This is a genomic window from Thalassospira povalilytica (assembly GCF_002844235.1).
GTDB lineage: Bacteria > Pseudomonadota > Alphaproteobacteria > Rhodospirillales > Thalassospiraceae > Thalassospira > Thalassospira povalilytica.
Genome location: NZ_PGTS01000005.1, coordinates 135,498 through 151,323 on the forward strand (window position 1 = coordinate 135,498; position 15,826 = coordinate 151,323).

Below are 15,826 nucleotides of genomic sequence, written 5' to 3' on the forward strand. Positions count from 1 at the left end.
GACAAGCATGATGGATGATGAACTGACATTACCGCCGGGCATCGGCCCGCATAATGACCGCGAACTGGAATTGATGCTGGCCGGCACCAAGCCGATGGCAATGTTTTCAGACGCGCTTCATGTCAGCGACTATTTCCCCGACGCCGATTTCGCCCCGCATGTCGCAGCAGGCACCATCATCCGTGTTGAAGAAATCATCCCGCGCCCGCCCTTTGAAATGCGCCACCTGTTCTTCGCCCTGCCCGGCGAAGAATGGCGGATCGAAGAAGCCCTGATCATGTCGCGCAATTTATGCGCCGGAACGGTCAAGGATCACGACGCAGATTCAGCACGGATGGGCGAACTTTTGGGGTATGCACCCGAAGATATTGACACATTTCTAAAGCACACCAGATGACCTGCGTGACGATCACCAATATTGCTCATATTCCTTGAGCAAGAGCGCCGTCGACAGCAGACTACGGCTTTCCGCAAACTGAATGATCTTCCCTGTCGTAAGGGCCGGGTTTTGGTAGCGCGCCCGCATGGCTTTGATCGCACCGAACGCTGTCTGTTCATGAAGTGTGATCGTATCCGCGATGAATTCGTCAGATGACTTTAACTCGATTCCGAACTTTGCCAGTTCATCGGGCGGAAAATCCTTGAGGTTATCTGTCACCAGAACCTGCGCCTTGGTGTGAATTGCCGCTGCCAGAACATGGCGATCATCTGCATCTGGCAACGTCACCGCCGGGATAAGCGCTTCATACCCGGTCACGCAGGCATCCCGAAATGCCCGCTCAATTGCCGCACGCTGCTTTTTGCCATCAGCTTCACCCTTGGTAATTTTCAGGATCGCCCGTTCGGTCTCATCAAGGATTTGGGGGCTCCAGCGCGGACGAAAAAGCTCAGCTCGCGCCAGACTGAGTAGCAAGTTCCGCTTGAACACATCGGCCAGAACACAGGCATCAAGAAGAGCTGTAAAATGATCTGCCCGATATGTCATACGCGCTCAGTATCCTTTCAGAAGAAGCTCTGCGTCCATCTTCGCCAACTCAGACAAAGCCTCGTCGCGCTCTGCATCCCGCCGGGCTTTATAGGCAAACAAATCCTCTGCCTTGATCCGGCGATGCCGTCCAACGGTCGCATACGGGATATCGCCCGCTTCAAGCAGCTTGATCAAATAGGGCCGGGACACATTCAGCAGATCTGCCGCCTGTTGTGTCGTCAGCTCCGCCGACAGCGGGATCATCTGAAAACCCTGACGGCCAGAAACAAGGCGCAACAAATTCATCAGGCTTTCGGTCAGGGCCGGGCTGAGGGTGATGGTTTCCGCCCCGCCCTCTCCACGCATCACAGTCAGCTTGGTATCCTCGCCCTCCTTTGCCTGAGAGGCAATAATTTGGCGAAGCTGGTCGGCTGTTGCGCTTTCGATCTGCGTTGGCAAGCGGCCACCAAAATCATCTTTTCGTATTGCCGACATTGCGCATTCTCCATTTCCCGCGACATCCCCCTCCTCCTCCTCTGGTCAAAGGGGGTGCCCAATATATAAGACAAGCCCCTCATAAACGCAATATTCGAAACAATCGAAATATTCGAAATCACGTAATCTTCTTATCCGCACTCCGCTTCACAACACTCACCCCCAAAACCCCAAGCGCGATGCCCCAAATCGGGCTGGTATTGACCAGTGCGGCGATAATCGCCGGGGCTTGGAGTGGCGTTAAGATGATCGCATAGGCGATGGCGCCCATGGTCATGATCCAGGTGAGTGCGACGGCATAGCCAAAGCTTGGCCGCCAGCGCCTGACAAACGCATCTTCGCTGGCGACCTCGGCCCGGATGGTGCGATTGACCGATTTCAGCGTTTCGGTATCGCGGGCCAATTCGATTTCGGCCATGCGTTCGGTGTGGCGGTTGGCTTCAAGGATTTGGGCCGGTGTGACGTCGCCTTTGCTGACGGCCTGTTCGACCTGCTTGAGGCCTTCGGCCGCCGTCTTGGCAATCGGATTGTCGATATGATCAAGCCCCGCACCCACCGCCTTGATCAAAAGCGGCAGGCCGATCTGGGCAAGCAATGCCGGGATCACGTGATACCTCCCCTATCCGATATTCTTGTAAAATATGTGATGGCCGATCTCTGCAACCGGCACCTGCCCGCGCGCCCAATAGGGATCAACCGCATGGGTGTGATAATGCGTCGCCCCGTCGGTCTGATCGGCAAGCGCGCCAGTCACTGCCCGTTTGGCAATGCGCTTGCACAACCGATAGGCCGGATCGCGCGGATTGATCGCCAGCAATTTCTTGCGGTTGGGATCATTGGCGTTCCAGCAGGAAAACTGACCGGGTTTAAGGCACACCGATCTGATGTCATTGCCCCACCAATAGCGCCCGCGTTTGCGCGCAAAGGCCACACGGTTCAGGATCACCGATGCCACCGCCTCGATCCCGGCAAGGTCTTCGCCGCGGGCCTCGCCATAAAGCGTTCGGGCCAGGATTTCGGCATCCGGTAATGTTTCGGGTTCAACAATCGGGCGGGTCATAAGATCAGTCATGGACCGGTTCCTTTTTAAGCGGGCTGTCAAGTTTGGCCTCGATCCGGAGCAAATGCCCCGTCAGGCGTTTTTCAATGTCTTTGAGATACGGGATCGAGACATAGTTGCGCGCCACATCAAGCTTGAAGTCGGCAAGATCGGCGCGCAGATCGCCGCAATCGGCGTCATGGCGGCTGCGCTGATCCTCGATCCGGGTCAGCAATTCCGATCGCATCCGCCAATGCAGCCAGAACAGGCTGGCCACAGCCGGAATTTCGACCGCGGTGATCCACCAGATCACATCGACAGGCTGGGCAAGCTCGGTCATGTTCCGGGGCCTCGTGATTTCGATAAAAAAAAGACCCGCAAACCGGTTGGTTTGCAGGTCAGTTCAAGGAGGTCATCACGACCGGGGCAACACCCCCGGCTTAGATGATCGGCATAAAACTTGTATAGGCGGGGTGCACCGATCAGGCCGCACCATCCATGCGCAGTCTCTGTCCCGTTGTGGCATCACCCGGGCGCCATCCGGCGCCATTCCTGTGCGTGTGCCAGTACCAGTACCAGTGCCCGTACCAGTGACCGTGACCGGTTCCCAAGCCAAGGAAGACCGTTCATCACGGCCCCGAAAGGCAAGGCAGTCCTAGGCAGCAGGTCCCTTGATCTTTGCTTCAAGATCCTGCCAGGCCTCGCCGGAGGCCACCAGGCAACTTGGCCCGGACGGATAGGTAAACAGGATCGTCCATGTCTGCCCGTCCGGCGCCTTGAGCACCTCGATCACGCCACCGTTCGAGGTCACGCCAACCGCAACCGGTTCCTCGGAATATTTGGCACTCAGGCTGTCGATAACCTTGCTGCGGTCACCACAAACCGGAGACGCCTGTGTTTCCGGGATCGCAACTGCAACGGCACCTGCCATTACAGCCATCAAGCTTAGTTTCTTCCACATGGTCAGGCCTCCTGACAGTCAGGTGCGCCCACAGGGGCGTCTTGTTGTCCTGGACTGCTAAATTGATCAACAAATCGATCTGGCCGTTTCCGGGTTTATAAACTTGTTTTGCGCGGCGCACTCTACGCTTTGGTATAGGTTTAAAAACTCTCTACTATTCTTTCATATAATAAACGTAGGGATCAAAGCTGAAAATTCCATGAATATTTCACAAATGTGATACACCGCCGGGCTAACTACTTGGCATTGCGAGAAAGTTTTTTTCTCCCGTCAGGGTTTCCAAGCCGACCTTTACGGATTGAAACGGTTTTCCGCCCGGAAAGCCCCGCCATTTCTCCGCCAGTCGGCCCGAAGCAGCGGCATGTCGACCCGCGGCAAACGGACCGGCTCGGCCAAAATGCATCCCGCCACCGCATCAAGCCCGTCATCATGGCCAACACGATTATGCCCAGCAATGTTATGACCGGCACTGTTATGACCAGAACTGGCGGGATGCCATTCGCGCAACTGTCGCAGGAACGGCGTTTTGACCACAGCCGCCCCGACATGAAGCAGCCCCGCCCCCATCACCGCGCCAAAGGCATCCTCGATCCGGGTCACCTTGTTGGTGGCTTCATAATGTTCTACGACGCTTGCCGCCCAGCCGATCGCTTTAAGTTCGCGCCGCAGGATATTGGGCAAAAACCGCCCGATGCCATTGGTCTCGATCCGCACCGATGGCAGATGGTTACGCGCCATGAATGCCCCGACCTGTGCACAAAGCTGGCTTGCCTCGTCACGCCACGGGGCATCGCCTTTTTGCCCGCCCTCAAGCGGGCTGGTTGCCCGCAACCAGGCGATATCATGAAGCCAGTATTCCCCCTGATCACAAATATAGACGCAGGCCACCACCGCCCCGTCGCCCTTGGCCGCGCCAAAGCTCGGATCAAAGTGGCAGGCACTGGCGACCATGGTGCGATCCCCGATGCCAAGCCGCATCCGGCCATTGGCATATTCGATTTCGGCCAGATCGTCGTAATAATGCAAACGCGCCGGATCAAACGGCCCGGCATTGGGGGCAACCATTTCCAGCATCATCTGGCTTTGAAACTTGTGGGCTGGCGTGCGCGCCCTGATCGCGGCGATTGCCGCCTGATCAAACCGTTCGGGCCAGTTTGATGCCCCATGCTTATTGACGATGGGCAGCACAAAACGTGAGAAACCATTTAAAAATGGCGCGACTTCGCCGGTTTCCGGGCGCATTTCATCGGCATAGATCGAATAGTAACTGTGCGGGGTTCCGACATAAAGCTGTGCGCCGCCGGGCGACAGGACATAGGAAATCTCGGACAGTTTTTCGCGAAGCTCGTTGCGCTTATGGGCCGTATCGCTGTTTTTGGGAACTTCGACATCATCGCAAATCACGATATCGGCGCGCGATCCGGTGATATTGCCGCCAATGCCAACAGCCTGCATGGACGGATCGCGCAACACACCGGGCCGCGCCACGGTGAACCGTTCACTGCCCCAGTCGATCAGACGGTCGGGCACAAGCCCCGCCAATAACGGGTGGCGTTCGACAATGCGTTTGACGTTGCGCACCATCTTTTTGGCCAGATCAAGGTCGGCCGCCAGAACCAGAATGCGCAAATCGGCATCGCGATAGAGCAACCAGGCACAAAACAGCCCGACAATGGTTGATTTCCCGGAATTGCGAAACGCCATCAGCAACATCTCGCGCCGCCCGGCGTTCCAGCATTCCTCCAGCCAGTCGGCCATTTTCCGATGATGGGATGGCAAGCCAAGCCCCAGAACCTGATCCCAGATCCAGACGAACTCGGCAAAGCGGGCAGTTTGAGTACTTGGTATCATCCCGCCCTCCTGTCGGCACTATAAAATCAGAGCGTCTATCGCGCGCCCGGCAAACAGCCATGACCAATCACGCCGCCGGCTCAACTGGCCGGTGACCTTGCCTCTCGGAGGCAGCAATATCTGAATTTTCTGAGAAAAACTGACCGGCAATCAAAGGTCAAAGATGCCGGTTTACATCCATCCGCCCATGCAGAACGCGGACAACCTCAATGGCATCACTTGCCTGCCGGTAATAAATCACATGCGCCCCAACCGGGATTTTGAAATAGCCGTCTCGCACATCGCATTTCTGCCCGATGCGCTTTGATGCAGCCAGCTCAGAAAACACACCCAGGAAATCGCGGATATATTTATCGGCCTGCGTCACCGACCAGCGTCGATGCGTGTATCGCCAGATATCTTCAAGATCGGCCTCCGCCCGCGGTGTAAGGCGACCCCCCGCATTAACCGCCATGCTCGGCTTTCATACGGGCCAGAAACGCATCCCCGTCAAACGGTTTGGCGGGCCCGGATTGTTCGCCATCGATCAAGGCTTCTTGCAAGGCTTTAACTTTCGCCTCATGCTCTTCCAAAAGTCGCAATCCCGCCCGCACAACATCACTGGCAGACCCGTAACGCCCCGATTTGACCTGTCCGTCAATAAAACCGTTAAAGTGCTCACCCAGCGAAACTGATGTATTGCGCGCCATGATCGACCTCCTTGATACCAATATGTATTATATATTGGTATCAGCCGTTTCTGCAATCGCGATATTATATCGCGCGTGTGGAAATCACCCCGTCTCGCTCCCGCGACGGCGGGAGCCCATCTTGCCTCGTCCCTCCAATCCCACGGATACCCCACAAGCAGCGCAGATGATCACGATGGCCTAAGCGTGCGCCGAGCCTCGGCAATCAGGTTTTCGACCGCGCTGCCACTTTCCGTATCGCCAGATTCATCACCTCCCGCCTGCTCCGCCCCATCACACGCCCAGCGCAGCAACTTGATCAGGCTTTCAAGATGACCAAGGGCGGCCTTGCAAGCCCCCTGATGGGCGGAAAATTCCTTGGCATCCATGATCCCGGCGGCATCGGCAGCGAGGCGCTTGTATGTGTCACGCGCGAGGGCGATATCGTCAGGCAAGTACTTGAGAAAATCTCTTTTTATCTGATCAATCTGGCTCCGCATCTCTTTTATTCCCATCTGACTCACCAAGCATTGTCTTCAATACTTCCCACCACCTTGCTCCCTGATGTGTGGCTAAGTACCGTTCGAACAAGTATTGCAGACCAACATGTGTTACGCCGGTTTCCTGATCATAGAATGGTTGCTTAGAGCCGGACCCGACAACGATTAGATCAATGTTTTTCTTAGTATATTTTTTCAGGCGCTTAACTTTCGAGGAGTAGTTATCACTGCCATTCCTATAATTTGTGACCTGAACTAGCAGGTATTTTCCATCGACTGTACGCGCGAATATGTCGACATCTTTCAGCGTACGCCCTACAGGCATCAAAAGAGACTCAATCTGAGGTAGCCCTCCTCCAAGGTCAGAACGAAGAGTCTCAGAAACCATAACTTCTTGAAGAGTTGGGCTGAGAACAGAAGCCTCTGCTTTCACCGGCAACTTCTCAACAAGTCTCATCACTTGATCTCCGACCGCTCGCCAGCGACAGATAGTTCCTTGTTGCGGTCGGGACGCTAACAAGTTGATCATTTTCTCAGGCGGTAAAACATAGGCGTTCGACAGTTCGACTGACTTCAGAACTGCTTGACGATCCGCTTGGGTGCGCCATTTGCCGCGCAGAAGCTCAATTGAGGAACCGGGCTCCACGCGCCCAACAATGCAAGTATTGCCGAACTTATAGGTTGCGCAAACGTATCCACCCTTTTTAGCCAAGGTATTTAAGGCTTTTAGGCTTTTCGCAGCGGCTCCCTCGTAGTTCGAAACATCAAGACTTTCACTATCTATCCCTGTACCTCTAGTGTAGCGATCATGTGGATAGTGAATTGCAATCTTCTTGGTCTCGTGTTCGATTAATAAGCGGTAAGTACTGTCACTAATATCTAACTTCGCCCCGTGCCGAATAAAGAAAGTATCCATCTTCTCGCTCAATAAAATTGTAGAACTAGACAATTTCTACCTTAAGAAGAGAAAAAATTCGACAAAGATGACAACCGCGCATCCGAAAGACGTTCCGGCCAATAGGCCAGATTGCGCAGGTAGCCGTTGATATGCTTGTCCGTTCCGCCAAAGGATCCCAGCACGATATTGGAAAAATTGCGCGGCATGGCAAAGCCCGACGGGGTTTTCAGAACGCTGCCACCAAGGGCCACGGCAATAACATCATCCTCCCAGGCCAGCGCAATGCGATGGCGGGTATCTGGTGACAGCGCCCCGTAAAGCGACTGGGTAACGATCGGCACACCATCCCGGCGCAAGGATATGCGCAACTGACCGGCATCGCTGTCATAGCCAAGATCAAGATGATCATCATTGAGACTGCCGGAATAAAGCTGTGCGATCCGCCAAATGCCAGCCCATACCGGGGCAGTATGCAGATCAAACACCATTGTCCCGGCCCCTTGGGCAAACCAGTCAGCCGGATCAAGCGTCACATTATCGGCGGCCCGCGATGCCGGGATGCCGTTGCTGATGATATCGGATGTCGGCGCGGGTCCGGCTTCAAGCTGCCCATTCCAGATCAGCACCGATGCCGGAAGGTTCGAGATCGCCGTGCTGATTTTCGGATAGCGCGTGGTGCCCGATGCCGGTTCAGAGATCCACACACGTTGCCAGGTTTCATCAAGACTGATGTTATGGCTTGATGGCCCGTTGATCCCGCCAAGTGTGACATCAACCGTTCCCGAAACCGCGCGCATCCAGATGGCAAAACAATAGACATCCCCACTGATCAGCGATCCGACATTCTGATAAAGGCCATCCGCCCCGCCCGGAAGGTCAAGCAACATGGCGTCCGAACTGCCATCCGGGGCGGCAACCGCACTTGGTGCAACACTTACACCGGCGTTCTTTTCCCAAAGTGCATTGGAAAAATCGCGGGAATAGCGCAGCAAGTTGGTTGCCGCCCCCTCAATCAAAAGCCCCTTGCGCCGGCCAAGCCGGTCATGATCGAACCCCGGCTGATCATTGCCAAGGGTCGTGATCAATCCGTTTTCACCGCCGATCATTTTGCTTGATGCCCGCGCCACCGTCATGGCGGCCGCAAGCGGCTGATACCGCAATCCCATTGGATGCATCTCCTTGAAATCAAATCAGGAATTTCTGCCCGCCCCCAGGCAAACAGGTAAGAAGGTAAGCAAGTAAGCAGTCACGCCATACAGGCTGTGCTACCCGCCAATGCGGTGCAGATGCCACCAGCTCAGAAGATCACTGGCCGCGATCATGCGGGTCACATCATCGCTGTGGCGCAACCGGATCCTGAGCCCGCTTGCCCCGCCCGGGGCAATGCGCACCACACCGCCAAGCCGCAAGCTGTGATTGGCGCCGCTTCCGGTCGCGGTAATGTCATTTGATTGCAGATGGATATTCCAGTCCGTGCCATTGAACCGTTCAAGTGACAGGGTGGTCATCACCGCTTCGCTGGTGACCGGGAAACTCACCCCGACATCGATATGGTAAAATCCCGGCGCCATCCCGGTCAGACCATGACTGGCGGCGTCATAAAGCCCGTGGCTGTCTTCGACCACCTGATCCCATTCAATCAGGAAGGCACCCCCGGCCGGGATGCCTTGCGATGCGGTACGCAACAGTTTGACGACCGGTCCGCTTTCGCGCACCGGACAGGCAAACCACCGCCCGCCGGTAATCCCGTCACAGACAACATCAACCATATCCCCCCGGATCGGCAGCGGATAAATCCCGCCTTCTGCCCCGCCATGAACCGGTGCAATCACATCCCCGCTGGCCGCTGCGATATCGACCTGTGTGCCATCCCCGTTAAACAGGCGATAACGCACCCCGTTGCGTGCAATCGATGCGTCGGGCAATGTCACGCGCGCCCCGTTTGACAATCGCACCAATGCGCCGGTTTCACGGATATCCATGATCCGGTTCAAGGGTGTATCAATCACCGGCTGGCGGCGCTCATCCTCCCAGCTCAGGGCATTGCCGCTGCGAAAATCAAGATCAAGCATCGCACCGGCATGATCACGCCCAAAGGATGCCAGGGCTGTTTGCGACCGGGCATCGGCGGCCTCCGCCCGATTGGCCGCCGCCTGGGCAAGGGTCGCGTTGCCGGCCACATTGGCGATATCCCCGGCATCCGGGCCATTGACAAGACCATCCCCCTCGTCATTCCAGATCAGAACACGCCCCGGCGCGATCGCCGGAAGTTTTGCCGATGCCTGATCGCGATCGGCCGCATCAAGGTGCAAGGCCCCCGAAAGGGCCCGGTCAATATCGCCGATTGCCACGGTCACAAAATCAAGATCACGGTCAATCGCATCGCCGCGCGGTACCGACATGGCGTCATAGGAACTCAGTCGGCGCAACCGCAAGGACCGTACGATATCGACCCGAACACCCGATGCCGGTGCGGTTTCAAATTTGACGATACCGCCCGCCCCCCTGGCCGCCCCCCTGGCCGCCGGCGATCCCGCCCCCGTCCCGGATCGGCCAAGGGCGACGTGAAACCCGGTCTCGACAGTTTTGCCATCAAGGCTGATTGCGACATCGCTGCTGTCAAACACGTCAAAATCGAATGGAAATTCATCGCGCGCCCCATCGCCTTCGAACTGGCGTGATGCGATCATCTGATTGGTAAAGACCGTTCCCATATCCTTATCCCCCCAACCCGTCTCGCCGCGCGAACCAGGCACTCAGCCGGGCGGTCGTATCATCCTGTGTAGTGCGCAACAGCGACTTTTCGCGCCAGCTGGCACTGGCATTGATCTGATTGCGTTTGCGACTGGCCTCGGACGCATCTGCCTGCTGATCGTGGCGTGCGGCCTTTTCATAACCGGCCAGAACCGCACTGGCAGATCCGCTGCCACCGGCCATCAGTCCCGATGCCCCCTGTCTGGCGCGCAGGGTCGCCTGCCTGCGGCGCAGGGCATCTTGGCGATCGGCATCCTTTTGTTTTTGGTTTGCGTCAATGTCGGCCAGTTCCGCCTTGCGATCAGCATCAAGCATGGCAATCCGGCTTTGCGTACTGGCCTGATTGGCCTGGATCTGTTGTCCGGTCTGCAAGGCCGATGCCGCCATCGGCACGATTGATGTAAAGCCACCCATCAGTCATTCACCCCCATTTCCGATGCACATCCCAGCAATAAAAAAGGCCGGGGAAAATCCCCGGCAATCCGCCATAAACCCGAATGGATGGTTCCCCCGCTTCCGCGCCGCCATCCAAGACTTCGCAATGTGATATCCCCGCTATAAAGCCCGTCCGGATCATCCGGCGACACCGGCGACACCGGCGCCACCGGCAATGCAACATCGCGCAGACCGCGCCCGGTATCCACACGAAGCTGCCCGCTTTGTTGCAGCCGCAAGGTCAGCGACACCAGACGCACCGCATTGCCCCCATGCGGGCGGCTGCCATCCGATGCCGCCGGTGGCAGGGCAAAGATTTCATGGGTAAAGGCCAAACCGGCATCAAGTGTCGTGACTGCCCCGACATCGCCGGGTAACGTCACCGTGCCGCCCGCCACCGCAAGCCCGGGAATCAGAATACCATCGCCCCAGGCATTGATTTCCATCCCTTCAAGCGCGCCGAGCTGCCCCCAATGCCGGCGCGGTTCATCGCCCGTTTGGACCGACTGGCTGATTTGCAGGTCAAACCCGCATGCCTCATCAAACAGGGCCAGGAAGTATCGATCCCCGCATTTCAGGCTGATATAGACATCCCCGCCCGACACCGCGACCGATGTAAAATCACACCCCGCCACCTGCTGTGCCGACCAGGCGGTGATGGTCTCGGACCGGTAAAGGGTCAGGGTGGCAAGCGATCCATCTGCCATCACCACATGCAACAACCGTCGATTGGCATCAAAGGCCTGATCAATCGGGTCCTTGACCAGATGACGTGACAGCAATGCCAGATCGGCCGATCCATAGGCCTGCTCGACATCGGTAAACAGGAATTCGCGAATTTCGCGCCCGCTGCGCCCGGCAAATACCGTCGCCCCGTCAATATTGACCAATGGCACGGTGCGATGGCTTTGACTGCCGATACGGGTCTGGCGGGTGACCTGAATATTGGCGGGCGTTAACGGATCCCCCGTCACCATCCATTCCGATCCGCTGGTAAAGACCTGAAGATGGCGACCGGCGAAAATCCCCGTAATCGCATTGACCTGATCGGCCAGAAGGGCGAATTCAATCGCCTCGTCATCCAGCCCCTCGCCCAGTTCGAAATTGAACAGATCGCCCGAATGCGACATCCACAGCCGGTTGGGCAAATCACGTGACCCGCCAATCACCAGCCGATCCTGATGAAATGTCACGCTGCGCGGCCAGCCACGCACATCCGAAAAGGCCTGCTCGGCAAAATCGACCGTGGCATTGCTATCCGCCAGACTGCCATTAAGGGTCATGGTCGCGGTTTGGACGTCGCCAACGGCGGTTATTTCGCCCTCAACCCCGGCAATCCGCCACAGGGTCCCGACATGGTTGGCGTCAAACATATCCATGCTGGCAACAAGGGTCACCGATCCGCTGGTGGCGGATGGTGTGATGGTCGCTGCCGGGTCGATGAACTTGTAAAACGGCTGGCTTGTGACCAGATCGGTTGCCCGCCAGGCCCAGGACGTCACCTGCCAGCTTCCGGCCTGTGTGCGGCTGATACGCACCGGCGGGGCATCGGGATGAACCACCAAAAGCGTATCGGCACTTTGCGTCCAGTTCAAAAGATCATGATGTTCCGGCCCGAACGGGGTTTCAAACCACACGGTATTGACCCCGTTTTCAAACACAAAGGCCTTCTGATCGCCAAAGGCCAGGATATAGGTCTGTTCGGTATTGAATTCGAACTGAACAAGACGCACCGGCCCGTCAAGCTCGCCAACAAGGCGCGTGCCCGGACGGCGTCTTACCCCGCCGGACGGCTCGATAAACACATTGCGCAAACGTGCCGCCCCGTTGGCATAGGCATTCAGATCCGAACGCCCCCACAATTCCGGCGCCAGCTCCCCGGTCGAAAAGGTGTTTTTCTCAAGAACCCTGCGGGCCATTGGCCGCTCCCTGCTTGACTGTCGCGTGTGATGATGAACTTGCGGATCAAAATCCCCGCCAGTGCGGGATCGACGTTGGCCCCATGTATCGGTTGTGGCCCCTGTCATCGCTGCGAAAGCGATCCGTGCCTGCTTTTCCCCAGGGCCTATCCGCGGGCCGATATCAGTGAGAAATCATCAATCGCATGCGGGGTGGATTGCTGGGCATCGGCAAGGCGGGCTTCGCGAAACTGCTCTTCTGATCGCTTGAACAGATATTCCGCCCTGGCACTGCTTTCGGTCAGTGGCAGGCAAAATTCCGCTGCCAGCCGCGCAATCAGGGCCAGATCAAACCACGGTGGAAAACTGCCCTCGGCCAGTCGGGCGACATAGGAAAGATGCGCCGTTTCCCCCGCACACAGCACGGCCCGATCGCGCAGTTCAAACCGGGTGATTTTCCCGCCCTCATTTTCGAGTGACAGCAACCGGATGAAATCGCGTGGCAGGGCAAACAACGCGCTGCCATCGCCGGGATCGCGCCCGTCATTCGCCGTTGCCAATCGCGCAAGCCACGCGCCGCGTGCGGCAAACCGCCACGGATAGCTTGCCAGCATCCCGTCGCGGATCGTCGGATAGAGCAGCCGGGCAATTTCGGCCTCGGCACAGTCTTCGTCAAAGGATGAGACCGGACTTGCCCCGATCATCACCATGGCGCGCGCGCAAAGTGCGATATCACCGAGTGCCATGAAAAAACCTCCGCAAAAGAAAACGGAGCCCGGAAATCCGGGCCCCGCAAGGCTTGTCACTGTCGTGCGACAATCACACCTTGATGATGTAATTGATCACCACAAACGGCTGCATGTTGTTGTGCGGCTGATCGCCGCCGGTTGATTTAACTGTCTTGACCGTGCCGCTCGTGTTGAAGTTGAACTGGGTATTGCCGCCATTCGCATACACGCCCATCGGCACCGGCAAATCATGGGTGTGCGATGGCATCTCATCGACACTCAGCTGATGCAGCTCCGCACCATCAGCCGAACCGATGACACGCTCCGTCAGGCCATCGCCCTGACCGGCACCGACCGGAACGCGGCCACGCAGATCGGGAAGCTTGAAACTGCCGGCTGCCTGACCGGTGCCATAGGTAATACCGATCGCTGAAAACAGGTTTTCGAACTCGCTTGCCAGCAATTCGGAACCGTCACAGATCAAAAATCCATCCGGCGCTACAGCTCCGGCAAACGGCAACACCGTCGCCACCGGAACCGAACCGCCACCCGACATACCACCGCCAAACAGGGCTTCCAGCGCCTGCAAGAGCTGGGTGTCATCCATGCGGTCAGGAACAATGTCCGCGGCCAGAACGACATTGAGAACTTCACTTTCAACCGGGCTCAAACACTGCATATGAATTCTCCAATCGTGGGGCAAAAAGAACCCCGGCAAGCAACGCCTGCCGGGGCGGGAAAAGTTGAAGACCGACGCTTACTGACTTGTCGCAGCCGTCGGATAGAACGCCTTGATCGCATAGGTCATCGCCACGTTGCGCGGACGAAAACGATAAGCCGTGCTGTTTGAATTTGAATAGTCATTGCCGGAATAGTTGGTACTAGTGGACCACGAATACGTTTCGTCAGCGTCCTGTACATTGACCCAAAGGTTCGAAGTCACCATTCGGTTAAGACCAGTTGCCGTCTGTGCTGACCCAAACACACGACCCGCATCCACACCGCGACCATCATCAAAGCCACGGACGAATTCGCCGCGAAGATCCGGGAGATTGAAGGTGGAAATCTCGTCGCCGGCACCCCAGACGGTGCCAATCGCGGCAAACAGATCGGCATAGTCGGTGCGCGAGATGGCCGAGCCATCACAGACCAGCCAGCCTTCCGGGGCCGTCGGCATGGCGAATGCCGAGACCGTGCCGATTTCGCTGCCAATGATAACGGTGTTACCACCGCCATTGCCGTCGCCGGAAATCAGGGTATTGATCGCCTGAAGCAGCTGGGTTTTGTCATCGCAATCGGGCCAGATGCCGGCCCCCTGAATGACATTGAGGATTTCACATTCGACCGGGGTAGTACCCTGCATGGGCAGTCTCCTTGCTTGGAAAAAGAAAACCCCGATGGCCGATACCACCGGGGTCACGTCGAGGGAGGAAGATGGAAAAAGATGTTGGCTCAGTCGGTATTGGACGTGCCGACCGCGGTCATGTCACGGACATCAACGCCCGCCGCACCGGAACTTGCGACCACGAACAGGCCGCCCGACATGGTGGCGTCGCGATTGGTGTTGGCGATGATGAAATCGCCGACGCGCAGCATGTCGCGCGCATCGGCAAAATAGCCCGATGTATCAACATCGGCGGCAAGATCGGGGGTGATGTAATGCCAAAGGGTAAAACCGTTGGCATAGGCCAGAACACTGAGGTTTCTGGCTTTGAAACCTTCTGCCATTCAGGGGCTCCTGTGTTTTTCAATGGTAAGAAAAGTTAAGGTTGCTAACGCACCTGACGACCTATTCCTTGGCCTGCAGGCAGGTCACGCCATCCCCGTCAACAAGGGCCGCTCCCTGGCTCATGGAGTTATTGACGAAATGGGCCGCATGATCGCCATGCCAGGTGATATCGGACTGCACTTCGGACCCGATGGCATGGCCAATCGCGGTACGGTGATACCAGAAACAGGACCGAATGCCGCTTGCCACCGGAAGGCCCGAATGCGGCATCCATAGTGTCCCGAGCCATCGTTTGGCCTGCGTCCCCTTCCACGGAAGGTCATCATCCCCGATATAATCGGCATTGGAAAATTCATCGATCTGAAGCAGTTCCGACCACTGTTTCCAGCCGACAATCGCATAACGCTGCCCGTCATCGGGGACATCACGTTCGCCAAGGCCTTCGAATGCCATCATGACTTTTTCAAGTGTCATGCCCTCGGCATTATCGGGGATCAGATCATCGGTCTGCACCAGGGCATTGATGATCAGTTCGTCGGTTTTGCGGCCCAGCGCATAGGCCCCGGCATTGGCCAGAACCATCTTTTCATCATGGTTGATTTTAAGTTCATCAAGCGCATCAACCCAGTCCCCGGCATAGTAATCACGCAAATCGCAGCGCACCGCTTCGTGATCGACATTCATCACCGGCACCTTGCCATGGCGGGCCTTGGTGGTTGCCGTGCCCTTGCCAACTTTCTGGAAAACCGTGGTGGCGCCTTTGACCGCGTTCTTGACCCGCACCGTATTGCGCAGTTTCGAGCCCATGCGCTGATAGGCCTGATGCACATCGGCCTGAAAATGATCAATGAAACTTTGATCGATCGTATCGCTCATTATCACTAACCCCCTGTATCAAATGTG

Annotated in this window: 21 protein-coding genes; 1 reads left to right on the top strand and 20 read right to left on the bottom strand. The window is 56.9% G+C overall.

Annotated elements, in window-relative coordinates:
• Nucleotides 1-10 precede the first annotated feature (10 nt).
• A complete protein-coding gene (locus CU041_RS14295; RefSeq protein ID WP_101247434.1) occupies nt 11-397 on the top strand; it encodes a hemin receptor in 387 nt (128 codons plus the stop codon).
• A 12-nt stretch (nt 398-409) separates the two neighbouring features.
• Here the strand turns inward: CU041_RS14295 and CU041_RS14300 are convergent, their stop codons facing one another.
• The 20 genes from CU041_RS14300 to CU041_RS14395 all read right to left on the bottom strand — a co-directional run bounded on the left by CU041_RS14300 (nt 410) and on the right by CU041_RS14395 (nt 15,799).
• Nucleotides 410-985, bottom strand: coding sequence for a PIN domain-containing protein (locus CU041_RS14300; protein ID WP_101247435.1), 576 nt, complete (start codon nt 983-985; stop codon nt 410-412).
• A 6-nt stretch (nt 986-991) separates the two neighbouring features.
• Nucleotides 992-1,462, bottom strand: coding sequence for a helix-turn-helix domain-containing protein (locus CU041_RS14305; protein WP_101247436.1), 471 nt, complete (start codon nt 1,460-1,462; stop codon nt 992-994).
• 118 nt (nt 1,463-1,580) lie between these two features.
• Nucleotides 1,581-2,069 carry a 3TM-type holin gene (locus CU041_RS14310; protein WP_101247437.1) on the bottom strand — a complete coding sequence of 163 codons (489 nt, stop codon included), beginning with the start codon at nt 2,067-2,069 and terminating at the stop codon, nt 1,581-1,583.
• Nucleotides 2,070-2,081: 12 nt separating this feature from the next.
• A complete protein-coding gene (locus CU041_RS14315; RefSeq protein ID WP_101247438.1) occupies nt 2,082-2,534 on the bottom strand; it encodes a cell wall hydrolase in 453 nt (150 codons plus the stop codon).
• A complete protein-coding gene (locus tag CU041_RS14320) occupies nt 2,527-2,841 on the bottom strand; it encodes a hypothetical protein (protein ID WP_068517888.1) in 315 nt (104 codons plus the stop codon). The genes CU041_RS14315 and CU041_RS14320 overlap by 8 nt, the downstream gene beginning before the upstream one ends.
• A 315-nt stretch (nt 2,842-3,156) precedes the next feature.
• The gene (locus CU041_RS14325; RefSeq protein WP_068517887.1) at nt 3,157-3,462 is read right to left on the bottom strand and encodes a hypothetical protein; all 306 of its coding nucleotides are present in this window, start codon (nt 3,460-3,462) and stop codon (nt 3,157-3,159) included.
• A gap of 291 nt (nt 3,463-3,753) precedes the next feature.
• A complete protein-coding gene (gene terL, locus CU041_RS14330) occupies nt 3,754-5,313 on the bottom strand; it encodes a phage terminase large subunit (protein WP_101247439.1) in 1,560 nt (519 codons plus the stop codon).
• A 157-nt stretch (nt 5,314-5,470) separates the two neighbouring features.
• A complete protein-coding gene (locus tag CU041_RS14335) occupies nt 5,471-5,767 on the bottom strand; it encodes a type II toxin-antitoxin system RelE/ParE family toxin (protein WP_101247440.1) in 297 nt (98 codons plus the stop codon).
• Nucleotides 5,757-6,002, bottom strand: a complete 246-nt coding sequence (locus tag CU041_RS14340) for a type II toxin-antitoxin system ParD family antitoxin (protein WP_101247441.1) — start codon at nt 6,000-6,002, stop codon at nt 5,757-5,759. Before CU041_RS14340 ends, CU041_RS14335 begins: the two co-directional genes overlap by 11 nt.
• A gap of 170 nt (nt 6,003-6,172) precedes the next feature.
• A complete protein-coding gene (locus CU041_RS14345; protein ID WP_101247442.1) occupies nt 6,173-6,436 on the bottom strand; it encodes a hypothetical protein in 264 nt (87 codons plus the stop codon).
• Nucleotides 6,437-6,464: 28 nt separating this feature from the next.
• Complete coding sequence (locus CU041_RS14350; protein WP_101247443.1) at nt 6,465-7,397, bottom strand: hypothetical protein; 933 nt, start codon at nt 7,395-7,397, stop codon at nt 6,465-6,467.
• A gap of 41 nt (nt 7,398-7,438) precedes the next feature.
• On the bottom strand, nt 7,439-8,545 hold the full coding sequence (locus tag CU041_RS14355) for a phage head spike fiber domain-containing protein (RefSeq protein WP_101247444.1): 1,107 nt from the start codon (nt 8,543-8,545) through the stop codon (nt 7,439-7,441).
• A gap of 99 nt (nt 8,546-8,644) precedes the next feature.
• The gene (locus CU041_RS14360) at nt 8,645-10,093 is read right to left on the bottom strand and encodes a hypothetical protein (protein WP_101247445.1); all 1,449 of its coding nucleotides are present in this window, start codon (nt 10,091-10,093) and stop codon (nt 8,645-8,647) included.
• 4 nt (nt 10,094-10,097) lie between these two features.
• Nucleotides 10,098-10,547 carry a hypothetical protein gene (locus CU041_RS14365; protein WP_101247446.1) on the bottom strand — a complete coding sequence of 150 codons (450 nt, stop codon included), beginning with the start codon at nt 10,545-10,547 and terminating at the stop codon, nt 10,098-10,100.
• Nucleotides 10,547-12,487 carry a hypothetical protein gene (locus CU041_RS14370; RefSeq protein ID WP_101247447.1) on the bottom strand — a complete coding sequence of 647 codons (1,941 nt, stop codon included), beginning with the start codon at nt 12,485-12,487 and terminating at the stop codon, nt 10,547-10,549. Before CU041_RS14370 ends, CU041_RS14365 begins: the two co-directional genes overlap by 1 nt.
• 146 nt (nt 12,488-12,633) lie before the next feature.
• Nucleotides 12,634-13,212 (bottom strand): hypothetical protein, encoded by a 579-nt coding sequence (locus CU041_RS14375; RefSeq protein ID WP_101247448.1) that lies wholly within the window; start codon nt 13,210-13,212, stop codon nt 12,634-12,636.
• 73 nt (nt 13,213-13,285) lie between these two features.
• A complete protein-coding gene (locus tag CU041_RS14380; protein WP_101247449.1) occupies nt 13,286-13,873 on the bottom strand; it encodes a phage tail protein in 588 nt (195 codons plus the stop codon).
• 78 nt (nt 13,874-13,951) lie between these two features.
• Entirely contained in the window at nt 13,952-14,557 is a 606-nt protein-coding gene (locus CU041_RS14385) for a tail fiber protein (protein ID WP_101247450.1), read from the bottom strand.
• Nucleotides 14,558-14,646: 89 nt separating this feature from the next.
• Complete coding sequence (locus tag CU041_RS14390; protein WP_101247451.1) at nt 14,647-14,922, bottom strand: hypothetical protein; 276 nt, start codon at nt 14,920-14,922, stop codon at nt 14,647-14,649.
• 61 nt (nt 14,923-14,983) lie between these two features.
• Entirely contained in the window at nt 14,984-15,799 is an 816-nt protein-coding gene (locus tag CU041_RS14395; RefSeq protein ID WP_068517872.1) for a phage capsid protein, read from the bottom strand.
• Between the last annotated feature and the right edge of the window lie 27 nt (nt 15,800-15,826).

Coding starts and splice junctions, on each gene's coding strand:
- CU041_RS14295 (WP_101247434.1), top strand. CDS start 11: ATGGATGATGAACTGACATTACCGCCGGGCATCGGCCCGCATAATGAC.
- CU041_RS14300 (WP_101247435.1), bottom strand. CDS start 985: ATGACATATCGGGCAGATCATTTTACAGCTCTTCTTGATGCCTGTGTT.
- CU041_RS14305 (WP_101247436.1), bottom strand. CDS start 1,462: ATGTCGGCAATACGAAAAGATGATTTTGGTGGCCGCTTGCCAACGCAG.
- CU041_RS14315 (WP_101247438.1), bottom strand. CDS start 2,534: ATGACTGATCTTATGACCCGCCCGATTGTTGAACCCGAAACATTACCG.
- CU041_RS14320 (WP_068517888.1), bottom strand. CDS start 2,841: ATGACCGAGCTTGCCCAGCCTGTCGATGTGATCTGGTGGATCACCGCG.
- CU041_RS14325 (WP_068517887.1), bottom strand. CDS start 3,462: ATGTGGAAGAAACTAAGCTTGATGGCTGTAATGGCAGGTGCCGTTGCA.
- terL (WP_101247439.1), bottom strand. CDS start 5,313: ATGATACCAAGTACTCAAACTGCCCGCTTTGCCGAGTTCGTCTGGATC.
- CU041_RS14335 (WP_101247440.1), bottom strand. CDS start 5,767: ATGGCGGTTAATGCGGGGGGTCGCCTTACACCGCGGGCGGAGGCCGAT.
- CU041_RS14340 (WP_101247441.1), bottom strand. CDS start 6,002: ATGGCGCGCAATACATCAGTTTCGCTGGGTGAGCACTTTAACGGTTTT.
- CU041_RS14350 (WP_101247443.1), bottom strand. CDS start 7,397: ATGGATACTTTCTTTATTCGGCACGGGGCGAAGTTAGATATTAGTGAC.
- CU041_RS14355 (WP_101247444.1), bottom strand. CDS start 8,545: ATGGGATTGCGGTATCAGCCGCTTGCGGCCGCCATGACGGTGGCGCGG.
- CU041_RS14360 (WP_101247445.1), bottom strand. CDS start 10,093: ATGGGAACGGTCTTTACCAATCAGATGATCGCATCACGCCAGTTCGAA.
- CU041_RS14365 (WP_101247446.1), bottom strand. CDS start 10,547: ATGGGTGGCTTTACATCAATCGTGCCGATGGCGGCATCGGCCTTGCAG.
- CU041_RS14370 (WP_101247447.1), bottom strand. CDS start 12,487: ATGGCCCGCAGGGTTCTTGAGAAAAACACCTTTTCGACCGGGGAGCTG.
- CU041_RS14375 (WP_101247448.1), bottom strand. CDS start 13,212: ATGGCACTCGGTGATATCGCACTTTGCGCGCGCGCCATGGTGATGATC.
- CU041_RS14380 (WP_101247449.1), bottom strand. CDS start 13,873: ATGCAGTGTTTGAGCCCGGTTGAAAGTGAAGTTCTCAATGTCGTTCTG.
- CU041_RS14385 (WP_101247450.1), bottom strand. CDS start 14,557: ATGCAGGGTACTACCCCGGTCGAATGTGAAATCCTCAATGTCATTCAG.
- CU041_RS14390 (WP_101247451.1), bottom strand. CDS start 14,922: ATGGCAGAAGGTTTCAAAGCCAGAAACCTCAGTGTTCTGGCCTATGCC.
- CU041_RS14395 (WP_068517872.1), bottom strand. CDS start 15,799: ATGAGCGATACGATCGATCAAAGTTTCATTGATCATTTTCAGGCCGAT.